The 11983-nt window shown below is 71.0% G+C and carries 9 protein-coding genes; 3 read left to right on the top strand and 6 right to left on the bottom strand.

Going from position 1 to position 11983, the window contains the following annotated elements:
• Positions 1 to 46 precede the first annotated feature (46 nt).
• Entirely contained in the window at positions 47 to 1294 is a 1248-nt protein-coding gene (locus ACGF8B_RS00515; protein WP_392733451.1) for a sensor histidine kinase, read from the bottom strand.
• A 146-nt stretch (positions 1295 to 1440) separates the two neighbouring features.
• Here ACGF8B_RS00515 and ACGF8B_RS00510 point away from each other — a divergent pair, with 146 nt between their 5' ends.
• Positions 1441 to 2649 carry a serine hydrolase domain-containing protein gene (locus tag ACGF8B_RS00510; RefSeq protein ID WP_392733449.1) on the top strand — a complete coding sequence of 403 codons (1209 nt, stop codon included), beginning with the start codon at positions 1441 to 1443 and terminating at the stop codon, positions 2647 to 2649.
• A gap of 130 nt (positions 2650 to 2779) precedes the next feature.
• Positions 2780 to 4054, top strand: coding sequence for a serine hydrolase domain-containing protein (locus ACGF8B_RS00505; RefSeq protein ID WP_392733447.1), 1275 nt, complete (start codon positions 2780 to 2782; stop codon positions 4052 to 4054).
• 84 nt (positions 4055 to 4138) lie between these two features.
• Here the strand turns inward: ACGF8B_RS00505 and ACGF8B_RS00500 are convergent, their stop codons facing one another.
• The 4 genes from ACGF8B_RS00500 to ACGF8B_RS00485 form a co-directional block, all read right to left on the bottom strand.
• Complete coding sequence (locus ACGF8B_RS00500; protein ID WP_392733445.1) at positions 4139 to 5038, bottom strand: hypothetical protein; 900 nt, start codon at positions 5036 to 5038, stop codon at positions 4139 to 4141.
• Positions 5035 to 6981, bottom strand: coding sequence for a hypothetical protein (locus ACGF8B_RS00495; protein WP_392733443.1), 1947 nt, complete (start codon positions 6979 to 6981; stop codon positions 5035 to 5037). The genes ACGF8B_RS00500 and ACGF8B_RS00495 overlap by 4 nt, the downstream gene beginning before the upstream one ends.
• Before the next feature lie 248 nt (positions 6982 to 7229).
• Positions 7230 to 8114, bottom strand: a complete 885-nt coding sequence (locus tag ACGF8B_RS00490; RefSeq protein ID WP_392734416.1) for a hypothetical protein — start codon at positions 8112 to 8114, stop codon at positions 7230 to 7232.
• A 224-nt stretch (positions 8115 to 8338) separates the two neighbouring features.
• A complete protein-coding gene (locus ACGF8B_RS00485) occupies positions 8339 to 9025 on the bottom strand; it encodes a Crp/Fnr family transcriptional regulator (protein ID WP_392733441.1) in 687 nt (228 codons plus the stop codon).
• A 500-nt stretch (positions 9026 to 9525) separates the two neighbouring features.
• On the opposite strand from ACGF8B_RS00485, the gene ACGF8B_RS00480 reads away from it, so the two are divergent.
• Positions 9526 to 10464 (top strand): FAD-dependent oxidoreductase, encoded by a 939-nt coding sequence (locus tag ACGF8B_RS00480; RefSeq protein ID WP_392733439.1) that lies wholly within the window; start codon positions 9526 to 9528, stop codon positions 10462 to 10464.
• A gap of 1119 nt (positions 10465 to 11583) precedes the next feature.
• Here ACGF8B_RS00480 and ACGF8B_RS00475 read toward each other — a convergent pair.
• Positions 11584 to 11829, bottom strand: coding sequence for a hypothetical protein (locus ACGF8B_RS00475; protein WP_392733437.1), 246 nt, complete (start codon positions 11827 to 11829; stop codon positions 11584 to 11586).
• Positions 11830 to 11983 lie beyond the last annotated feature (154 nt).

Raw genomic sequence — 11983 nt, 5'->3', positions numbered from 1 at the left:
CCCGCGCCCGACGTGCCCGCGCCCGACGTACTCACGCCCGACGTACTCACGCCGACGCCCGCACCGGGAGCCGGACGGCCAGCCGCCAGTGCTGCGTACCGTCCGGGCCGGACCGGAACTCACCGTGCAGCAGCCGGACGCGTTCGGCCAGTCCGGACAGACCGTGGCCGGAGGTCGGGAAGGCCCCCGGGCGCGCGCCCGGGTCCGTACGTGCTTCGGTCCGGTTGACCACCGTGAGGTCCAGCGCGTCGGGCCCGGCCACCACCTCGATGCCGATCGGGCCGCCCGCCCCGTGGCGCAGGGCGTTCGTCAGCCCCTCCTGGAGGATCCGGTAGGCAGCCCGGGACAGCGTCCCCTGTACCTTCGCCAGATCGCCCGACAGCTCCGGTTCCACCACCGCACCCGCGTGCCGCAGACGGTCCAGCAGCCCGGGGAGGTCGGCCAGGGTCCGGGTGGGCGCCGTCCCCGACTCTTCCTCGCGCAGCACTCCGAGTACGTAGTCCAGATCCTCCAGCGCCGCCCGCGTCGACTCCTCGATGCTGCGCATCGCGGCCCGCGCCGCCACCGGGTCGGCGGCGAGCATCTCGCCCGCCACCGCAGCCTGGATGGTGGCCGCCGTCAGTGTGTGGCCGATCGAGTCGTGCAACTCGTGGGCGATCCGGTTGCGTTCGGCCAGCAGCATCTCCCGCTCGGCGGCCAGCGCGAGCCGTTCGGCCGCCGACGGCCCCAGCAGCCGCGGCGCGGACCACCGCAGGAGCTTCGCCACCAGTACGCAGATGGTCACCGCCAGCACGATGAACACTGCTCCCACCACCCAGCTCCACACGCCCGTGGCCTGGAGCGACGAACCGAACAGGCTCAGCCGCGCCTCGCCGCCGATCCAGTTCCCCGGCAGTGCGATGCCCATGATGAACAGCGTTCCGCCGGCCATCACCCCCATCCACCCGACGGCCGCGTGCAGCACCAGCCAGAGCGGGGTCCGCCAGCGGTCGAGGCCGGGTGAACCGGAGACCCGGCCGCCGGCCACCGGATCCGGCAGCGGTACCCGCAGCAGCCGGCGGGCGGATGCGACCAGCGCCCGCCGCACGGGGCGCACCAGTCCGGCCGAGCCGACCAGTACCGCCCAGACGAGCAGGACCAGGACGATCCGCACACTCTCGGGCCCGGACGACCACAACACCGCGGGCAGCAGGGCGAAGGGCAGCAGCGGAAGGCTCGCCAGCGCGCCGCAGTAGGCGAACAGCACACCCGAATACGTGGAGCCGCGCAGCAGCGGCCCGATTCCCCTGATCATGGGCGCCAGTATCACCGGGCGGCCCACCGGTGGCCTCCCCCGATCGGGGGAGCGATATCTCCCGCCTTGCCGCGATGTGGTCGAGGGGCCCCGGAAGCCAAGATCGTGCCCCGACCAAACGATGTCCCCGGCCCAGGAGTTGACTCATGCGTACTCGGACCCAGCAGGGCCCCCGATCCTCGACCCGGCAGCAGGGCGGCAGGCGGCGACGAACCGTATCGGCCGCGGCCGCGACGGCTATCGGCGTCATGACGCTGGCCGCCCTCACCCCACCCGACTCTTCCGCTGCCTCCGCTGCCTCCTCCGTCTCCGCTGCGGCCGCCGTCGCCCGGCCGGACGCCGTCCAGCAGGCCCTGAACACGTTGGTGCGCGACGACGGAATGCCCGCCGCGACGGCGAACGTCAAGGGCCGTGACGGCCGCACCCGCACCTATACCGCGGGAGTCGGCGACCTGGCCACCGGCTCGAAGGTGCCCAGGGGCGGGCAGGTGCGGATCGGGAGCAACACCAAGTCGTTCACGGCGGTCGTGGTGCTGCAACTGGTCGGCGAAGGGAAGATCGCCCTCGGCGCCGACGTCGACACCTACCTGCCCGGTCTCGTCCGGGGTAGGGGGATCGACGGGCGCCGCATCACCGTCCGCCAGCTCCTCCAGCACACCAGCGGACTCCCCGATTACGGCATGCACATCGACGACGACGAGCTCAGGGACCGGTACTTCGAGCCGCGCGAACTGCTCGACATCGCCCTCCGGTACAAGGCCGACGCGGCTCCGGGCAAGACGTGGGGATACAGCAACACCAACTACCTCCTGGCCGGCCTGATAGTCCAGAAGGTCACCGGCCGCCCCCTGGCCGAGGAGATCGACCGGCGCATCATCAAGCGCGTCGGGCTCCGCCACACCTACTTCCCCGCCCCCGGCGACAAGACCATCCGGGAGCCGCACCCCCATGGCTACCACCGCAACCCGGCGGACGGACCGCTGCGCGACTTCACGGAGATCGATCCCTCCGCGGGCTGGGCGGCAGGCCAGCTGATCTCCACCGACTCCGACCTCAACCGCTTCTTCGGCGCACTCCTGGCCGGCCGCCTCCTCCCGGCGGCCCAGCTCGCCGAGATGCGCACGACCGTCCCCGCCGGTGACTCCGGGCTGCGCTACGGACTGGGGCTCACGAGCAGGCCGCTGTCGTGCGGCGGCGTCTACTGGGGCCACGGCGGCGACATCCCGGGTTACGAGACCCGGGGCGGCGTCACCGACGAAGGCCGCGCCGTCAACGTCACGGTCACCAGCATCCCGACGGACGAGACGGCCGTGCAGCACGTGAAGGACGCCGTGGACAGCGCCCTGTGCGGATGAACCACGCACATTGCCACCCCACACCCACAACCCACCCCCCTCGAACAACACCTCAACGCCCCAACGCCCAACGCCTCACCCCCCAACACACCAAAGCCCCAACGATCCAAATATCCCCAGGAGTTGAATCATGCGTGGGCAGACACGACAAGGGCTTCGCGAACCGGTCCGCGAACCGGTCCGCGAGCAAGGCCGTGAGCAAGGCCGCAAGCAGGGCCGTCGTCCGGACACCCGGCGAAAGACCCTGTCCGCCGCGGCCGCGATGGCCCTCGGAGTCATGACCCTGGCCGCCCTAGCCCCACCCGCCTCGGCAACCAGCCCGGACGCCGCCTCCCTCTCCTCCTCCGCCTTCCCCTCCCCCTTCCCCTCCCCCTCCGTCGGTCCGGACGTCGTCCGGCAGAGCCTGAACGCGCTGGTGCGCGAGGGCGGAATGCCCGCCGCGCTGGCGAGCGTCAAGGGTCGTGACGGCCGCACCCGCACCTACACCGCGGGAGTCGGCGACCTGGCCACCCACGCGCCGGTGCCCGTGGACGGGCAGGTGCGGATCGGGAGCAACACCAAGTCGTTCACGGCGGTCGTGGTGCTGCAACTGGTCGGTGAAGGGAAGATCGCCCTGGACGCCGACGTCGACACCTACCTGCCGGGTCTCGTCCGGGGGAAGCGGATCGACGGACGCCGCATCACCGTCCGCCAGCTCCTCCAGCAGACCAGCGGACTCCCAAACTACACCAACTACCTCGGGGACGACGTCCGTTACTACACCCCCCGTGAACTGCTCGCCACCGCCCTCCGGCACCCGGCCGACTTCGCCCCCGGGAAGAAATGGGCGTACAGCAACACGAACTACGTCGTGGCCGGCCTGATCGTCCAGAAGGTCACCGGCCACCCCCTGGCCGAGGAGATCGACCGGCGCATCATCAAGTGCGTAGGGCTGCGCCACACCTACTTCCCGGCCCCCGGTGACGCGAGCATCCGGGAGCCCCACCCCCACGGCTACTACCGGGAAACGGCGGACGGACCGCTGCGCGACATCACGGAGATCGACCCCTCGTGGGGCTGGGCGGCAGGCCAGTTGATCTCCACCGACTCCGACCTCAACCGCTTCTTCGGCGCGCTCCTGGCCGGCCGCCTCCTGCCCCCGGCCCAGCTTGCCCAGATGCGCTCCACCGTCCCCGCCGAAGCGACCTTCGGCCCCGGCGCCCGCTACGGACTCGGCCTCGTCAGCAGACCGCTGCCGTGCGGCGGCCTCTCCTGGGGCCACGGCGGCAGCTTCCCCGGATACGAGACCCGGAGCGGCGCCACCGACGACGGCCGCGCCGCCAGTGTCGCGGTCACCACGCAGCTCGACGACGAGGCGAGCCGGCGCACCCTCGAACGCGCCGTGGACACCGCCCTGTGCCGCTGAACCCCACCGAGGACCACGGACGCCGAAGGGCCCCGCAGCGAACTGCGGGGCCCTTCGGCGTACTGCCCGGTGGGAGCAGGCCGTTCAGGAGAAGTCCGGGCGGTGCTCCCCGGCGTCATCGGCGCCGCTGATCCGGCGCAGAACCTCGTCACCCTGCGGCACCCCCACATCGCTGAGGACGCGAGCCATGTTGGCGCCGACGAAGCTCCGGTCCTCCGGAGTCAGCGACCGGAGCGCCGCCGCGAGGGTGTTCTCCCAGCTGTCCTGGCCGGAGAGGAGGCTGCGGTGGTTCACCGTCCAGTCGAGCACGTCCCTCGCCTGCTCCGGCTGCTGCAGCAGCCAGAAGGCCGCCAGCCCGACCGGACCGCCCGCGACGACCTCCCGGTAGAAGCGGTACGCCTCGCGGTGGGCCTCGCCGAAGCCGGGCGGAAGCGTCGGCCCCGCGCCGGTGCCGGGCGTCGGCCGGAGCGCGGCCGGCGGGTCCAGGAACCAGTACGTGATGCCGGAGCCGTCGATCACCTGCGGACGGCCGGGCGGCACCACCTCGGTCGTACCGAGGTGGGGTGGCGGCGACCGCAACGGGTCGGCGGCGCCGGGCAGGGTGGCGTTCTCGTTGATGTGAGCGACGACCAGCTGCCCGGCCTGTTCCTCGGTGAGCTGTTCCCTCGCCGCGACGACCGGATTGCTGATCTTCCAGACGACTCCGTAGCGGGCCGGGGGTTTCGGCGGCCGGCGCGGGATGTCGACCGAGAGCCGCCGATCCGCGAGCGAGACCCACACGACGTCGAAGAAGTCGCCCTCACGCACCTCGTGCCGGGTGGGCCGCGGATAGCCCCAGTAGTCGCCCTCCCGGGGCGGCACCATCGCGTCCCGCCCGTCGTGCGCGAGGAACACCAGGGCCCGGCCCTCCGGGGCACCGAAGCGCAGACGGAACAACTGCCAGGCTGCCGAGGAGTCCAGCGGGGAGATGAGCGGGCCGGTCATGACGCGTGCCTTTCCGTCGAGGAGGCCGTACGGGAGCGGTGGCGGCGCAGGACGTAGCGCAGGACGCCGCGGTGGTTCTGGGCCATCGCGGCGAGCGCGGCGAGGAGATGTGGGAAGCCGGTCCGCCGCCGTAGTTCCCGGTCGCCCTCGATCAGGAACAGGCCGTCCGCCATCGCTTCGTGGGTGGCGGGGTCGTCCAGGGCCGTGACCACGAGACCGCGGGCCCGATCCGGGTGCTCGGCGAGCAGATCGGCGAGCCGCACCCGCCGTTCGCCCGGAGCGCCGGACCGGGGGAACGACGCCCGGCTCATCGATTCGACGGCGTACACGGCCAGGTCGTGGCGCCGGGTGCCCGGATCGGCCGTCTGCCATGCCCGGAGCAGGTCCAGGACGGGAACATGGTTGGTGTCCTCGGAGAGAAGGGCGCTGAGCGCGAAGGACACCGCGGTGCGCAACGGGCCTTCCAGCGACTTGTCCGGCCCGTCGAGCACGTTGTCCAGGAGCTTCAGCGCGGCGGCGGGGCGGGCCAGGCCGTAGCTGCCCGCACAGGTCTCGGCCACGGTGCAGCGGAGAGGCACGGGGGCGGCCCCGCTCCACTGCCGCAACTGCTCCCGGACCGCTCCGGTGAGGGTGGGGTGCTGGACCATCTCACCGAGTGCGTAGGCCACCAGACGGCGGCGCCAGCGCTTGTCCGACGCGGCGAACGGGTACAGCTGGCGCAGGGTGTCCGGTCCGGTGGCGTGGGCCAGCACCCTTCCGATCCGCTCGCCCGCCGCGAGTTCGATGCCGGGGTGGTGGGAAACCTCGTCCAGGCTCTTCCACAGCAGCTCCGCCATGCCTTCGTACTCCAGCCACAGGGACCGGAGCAGGGAGTCGGACCGGTGCCGGCCGGAGAAGTCGACCGGCTGGACCGGATAGCGCGGCGTCGCTTCGAACCGGGGCGGCAGCAGACGCGCGCCGACGGCCGCCAGCCGGTCCTCGAAGGCCGGTCCGAGCACGTCGTGCCCTGCCGACGGCTCCCCGGGCGGCCCCTGGGCACCGGTGTGCTCCGGCCCGGGACGGCCACGACCGTCGAGGTGGGGGCGCAGCACCGCGCTGTACCGCTCGACGACCGTACGGTCCTGCCCGGGCAGCAACGAGATCGCCGCCATCAGCGAGATCCGGTCCGCCCGGTGGCGGGCCTCCGCGAGCGCCGCTCGGGCCGCGGCGGGGCTGCCGGTCCGCAGGTCGTCGAGCAGGGTCTCGGCGGACCCGCCCGTCAGGACGAGACCGCGCAGCCCTTCCGCCACCGCGACACCGTCCCCCGGCAGCGAGTGGGCGTCCAGGTAGCCGACGAAGGCCGGCGAGGCGAGGTGCCGCAGCGCGTCGGCCTCCTGGCCGGAGGTGAGTTCACCCTCCTCGGCCATGGCGGCCAGGTGTTTCGCGGCCACCTCGGCGGGCGGCGGCGGGCGGTGCGTGACCTGCCGGGGCACCGTGTCACGGGGCAGCGCCGTCTCCACGCGTACGGTCACGACCAGATGGGCGCCCGCGTCGCGCAGCAGCGAGCCCAGTGCGGTGATCCGGACCTCGCCGAGCGTGGCGGCGGCCGTCGGGGAAAGCCCTTGGAGCAGATACCCGCGCCGCTCCTTGGGCTGCCACCGGGACAGGTCGGTGGACGAGTCCAGACCGGTGATGCCCTCGGCCCCGTACCGCTCCGTCAACAGCGCGAACGCTGCCGTGCCCGCCCCCGTGCCGCTCCCGGCCCTCAGCACCAGGACGTGGCCGTCCAGCACTTTCCGGCACTGTGCGTGGGTGGGCGGTTCGACGAACCCGCGCAGACGGGCGCGGACGTCGTCCGCGGGGTAAGGGCCCTCCCGCAGGCGGGGTTTGACGATGCGGTCGCTGACATCCGCGTCGGGAGGGATGCCGATGAACACATTGGCATCGCCCCCGATGGCACCCATGACCGCCACACCCTGATCGACGCGCTGCCGGTTGTCACGGTAGGACGAGTCCCCCGGGCCAGGACCGTCTCCGCCGTCCGGTGCGCGAGGGCCGGGAACGTCTCTGCCGTCCGGTGCGTGAGGGCCGGGAACGTCTCTGCCGTCCGGTGCGCGAGGGCCGGGAACGTCTCTGCCGTCCGGTGCGCGAGGGCCGGGAACGTCTCTGCCGTCCGGTGCGCGAGGGCCGGGACCGTCGTCCGCGCCCGCGCTCACCGGCCGTCTCCGGCTCCGCCGGTCCGCTTGTCGCCCGCCACGTTGTCGCCGCTGCCCCAGTGCTGGTTGGTGCCGCGGTACTCGTTGGATCGGCCGGTGTACGTGAAGTCTCCTCCGACCCCACCCAACACGGCGGCGCCCTCGCCCACGTGCTGCGTGTTGCCGCTGTACTGCGTTTTGGGGGACGTCACCGGGGCCTGTTCCCGGTCGGCGGAGGCGTCGGCCGGCGCCACGGCTTCCTCCCGGGGCCGCACCCCGGCCTGCACGAGGTTCCCGGACGGAGAGGGGACGTACAGCCAGGCCCGCTGCGCAAATACCTTCCCCTCCACGGTGGCCGGGACCTCCACGCAGCGGTCGGGGTGCAGCCCGGTGTACCCGCCGAGCACGACGTCCTCGTGGACACGCTGGGAGATGACCGCCGCGAGATGGGTGACCTCCTCGCTCGCCGCGGTCAGGATGGCCTTGACCGGGCGGGAGTCGAGCAGCCGGTGGGTGTCGTTGCGGGCGGTGCCGTTGCCGTCCGCGTCCGGCAGCGGTCCGACGTGGACGCTGGCCCGCAGCCGGATGCGGGGACCGACGCTCTGCCTGTTGTACGCGCCGAGCGTGTCGTCCAGCACGTTCAGGAACGGCCAGAGGACGAAGGGCAGCAACGCCGGATCGAAGCCGAACACCACACCGTCCCCGGTGTTGGCCGGAAACCGCTTGGAGTCGCGCAGCTCATGGAGCCCCGCCCGCTCCAGCGCCTGGTCGACGAGTTCCGGGATCAACCGGCTCACCGGGCCGTGCTGAAGGGCGGCAAGACCGGTGAAGTCCTTGGCGTCGACGGCGAACAGGGCACGGTAGGGAGGCAGCGGACGGCTCTCGGTGTTCGGCGCCGGCACGGACGTGGCCGTGTGCGTCTCGGCGTACGGGGCGGGAACGGACGTGGCCGTGTGCGTCTCGGCGTACGGGTGGGGAACGGGCCTGGACATGCGTGAACTCCTCGTGGGCGGCGGGACGGATACGGAGCCGGTGACCGGCTGATTCGAGATTCCGTCGGTTCCGCCCGCCCGACTGCACAGCACAGGGCAGTTCGCGGGTGTCCCACGTCACAGCATGGGTGCGCTCATCGGGCCGGGGGCGTCGGGAAGGCAGGCACCGGCAACGTCACCGGTCCGGCCGCCGCCCAGTGGCGCAGCGCCTGCATGTCCTTGACGACGATCACCCTGCGGGCGGTCTCCACCGCGCCGGACTCCCGCAGCCGCTGCAGCCCGGTGATGACCGCGTTGCGGGTCACTCCGGTCGCCTGGGCGATCTCCTCCTGGCTCAGGCCGGTCAGCCGTACGACCTCCGATCCGCGGCCGGGCGCGGTGAGTTCGACCAGCCTGAGCAGTGTCCGGGCCAGCCGGGCGACCAGCGGAAGGGTCAGCAGCTCGGTGCGGTGCGCGTCGGACTCCCGGAGCCGGGACAGGGCCTGGCGCATCAAGTCCATGACGAGCCCGCGCTGTTCGATGAACCGGCGGAACCGCTCCGCCTCCAGCACGACGGCCGTGCAGGGGGTGAGCGCGACCACTTCCGCCGTACGCGTGGTGCCGTGGAAGACGGACACCTCGCCCAGCAGGTCACCCGGCCCCCGGAACGCCAGCCAGGTCACCACCCCGCCCGGCTCCCGGCACACGACCTTGGCGAGCCCGTCGGTGAGGGCGAGCAGATGCGTTCCGGGCGAACCCTGACGCAACATCACGCTGCGCTCACGGAAGGTACGGATCGCCCCCTGCCCCCGCAGCTCACGCCATGCCTCGCCCGACAGCACCCGTCACCTTCCCCGTCCGCCCCGTACGAGGCATCGCCCTGCCCGCACCCCATGAGTTCTACGCCGCCCCGCCCGCCCCCGCCGCGATTCGGGTGACCTTGTCCGATAACGACCGCCACCCGGACGACGGTCGGCGGGACCGAGCCCGCCCGCTCCGCTCTTCGACGCATTGCCCGGCTGCCGGCCGACCGGTGCTCTTCACCCGCTGCATCAACCAGCCGGACAGCCCCTACGAGCGCTTCTTCCAGTGGCACCGGCTCCGGCAACCGCCCGGGACGGACCTCGTCGCTGTGTTCTGAAGTCCGCCACCGATGCCTTCGAGTACGACTGCGCCCCCTGGATTGCCACCGACGCCTGCGCCACCGATGCCGGCCCCGACAATCACGGAGCCGGGCTCGTCGTCGCCCGCCGACTGATCGGAACTGGCCAACCTGTCTCCAGCGAACACGTGCTGGGTCAGCTCACTGCGAACGCCGGGGCGGCGGTGCTGGAATTGCCCCATGGCCGACACACCGCCCCGCACCGGTTCACCCACCATCCACGACGCTGACTTGATCATCGTCGGCGGTGGTCCGGCCGGCTGCGCCGCCGCCCGCATGGCCGCCAGCGTCGGCATGCGTTCGATTCTGGTCGAGCCGGACCGGCTGTGCCGCAATCTCTACCGGATCCCGGCCCTGAACAACGTCCTCGGCGGCTACACCAGCGGCCCCGAACTGGCCGACTCCATCGTCGCGGAGCTGAAGAGCACGGCGCTGTGCCACCTCGAACTCGGCCGACACGTCACCGAACTCCACGCCGGCAAGGACCACGTGACCGTCACGGTCGACACCGGCGCCCGGCTCACGGCTCGGTACGTCGTCGTCGCCACCGGCGTCGGCCCCCTCCAGCCACGCGACATCGCATGGATCACCGCCCCCGACGGCCTGACCCTGCCTCCGCTCTGGCAGGCCGGGGCGGACGACGCCGAAGGCCGCACCCTCCTCGTCCTCGGCGGCGACCGCCCGATCGGCACCTTCCTGCGCGCCAACCCGACCACCGACACCCGCCTGCTCGTGGCGTACCCGGAGTCCGACGCGTACAAGATCGAGGAGATCCGCGAAGATGCCGGAGTTGTGCTCCTCCCCGTCGAGCACCTGACGCTGAGCTGGAGGGAAGACGCCCCGGTGTCGGCGGAAGTGATGGGCCGGAACGGCGAACGGCAGACGATCACGGCGGACGCCGCCTACCTCAGCATCGGGAACGCCCCCACCGCCCCGCCCGGCGACCTGGTCCGCGGCGCGGACGGATACTGCCCGCCGACCGAACAGCACCCCCGCGTCATCGTGGCCGGCGACCTGCGCTCCGCCCGCTTCCAACGGATCATGACCGCCCTGGGGTCCGGCAGCGAGGCCGCACTGCACGCCTACTACGCAACCAGGGACCTGCTCGCCGAAGGCTGACGGAGAGAGCCCCCGATGCGGCAGAGCGCGGACGAAGCCATCCAGAGAGTTCCTGTCCATCTTCAAAGGGATGACGACCAGGGTTCCATTGGTGAGGTCCAGGTCCTGTACCCGGAGGTTGAGGAGTTCTTCCGACCTGAGTCCTTCGGTGAGCACGCGCATAATCGCGTGATCACGGATGCTCTGGAAGTTCTTCACCCGGGGGTTCCCGTTACCGGTCGCCTTGAGCATGTCTTCCACAAACTCTGACGACAGAGTCTTGGGCTTCCCCAGAGGAGGTGTGGCGTACTTCTGGAGCTTGGGATCCAGGTACGGGTTCGGGTGGTCGTACTCCTCAGCCAGGTAGGAGAACAGGGCCCGAAGGTTTCTCTGCACCGTATTGGTGCCCCCCGGTGTAACCGCCCTTGCCGTCCTGGGACTTGGGGACGTCATGCTCCTGGTAGTACCACCGGAAGAACTGGTTCATGACCCTGGTGTCACAGGTGGTGAAATCCCCTTCCGCTCCGCTGGCAGTCATCCAGTTGTGGAGCTGAACTGCTGCGAACCGGTAGGCGTTCACTGTCCGCCTCTGGTAGGGCCTGCCTCTCCGGTTGGTGGTGGTGGACAGGTGAAGCTCAAGCTCAGAGATCAGGGCTGTACGGGCATCCCCGTGCCCATTGAGGGCACGGAGGGGAACAGGGGCCAGGGGTGTGCTGGCAGGAGCTGAGACACGAACCTGTGCCCTCAAGGGGCTCTTGAACTGCCTGGCTGCGGTGGCCATGGGTTGGACCCTCTCTGGTGGCCGCTAACCAAGTCCCGGTTACCTGGGCGTCTTGGCCAACAGCGTCTGGTGTGAGAGTCGCAGCACCAACAGGAAGGGCCCCAACCTACGTAGTCGCAGGTCAGGGCCCATCTGGCGGAGGATACGAGATTCGAACTCGTGAGGGGTTGCCCCCAACACGCTTTCCAAGTCTTCGTCCGGGAGGTCTGAGGTGTGCAGGGGTGTTCTGACCTGCAGTGGAGGCGGGGTTGATGGGGCTGGTGAACGGTCCCGGACGTACGTGAATGAGACCAGAACTGAGACCATGGAGCTGCGCGGTTCGGCCTACTCAGAAGCCTTGTCCGCTGTGTGGGCATGCCTCAGTACTCGGCGCAGGTCTGGCATCGCCGTACGGCGATGCGGTCTGTGTTCCCGTACGTGGCTCGGAGCGGACGTTCCTCGGAGATGAGCTGCCACTCGTCCGGGGCGGGGTCGGTGACCCAGCCGAACTTGGCTGCACGGATCTCGCTGTCGGATAGGTGGTTGCAGCCGGGATAATGGGCGTTCTCGGCTTCCGAGATGATGATGGTGTTCTGCGACCAGCCGGCCTGTATCGCTTGGGACACGGAGCCGGGTTGTGCGACTCGTGGTGGGGATCTGTTTGGTGGCCAGGAACAGCCCGCTCCGACGATCAGTTCGCATCGCTCGCAGCGTGTATCTCCCATGGATACCTTCTCATCTTCGTTCAGCTTGTCCTGGCTGCGCGTATTGCGGCTCCGG

The organism is Streptomyces sp. NPDC047917, from assembly GCF_043204345.1.
Classification (GTDB): domain Bacteria; phylum Actinomycetota; class Actinomycetes; order Streptomycetales; family Streptomycetaceae; genus Streptomyces; species Streptomyces sanglieri.
This window is presented reverse-complemented; position numbering and strand designations above follow the sequence as displayed.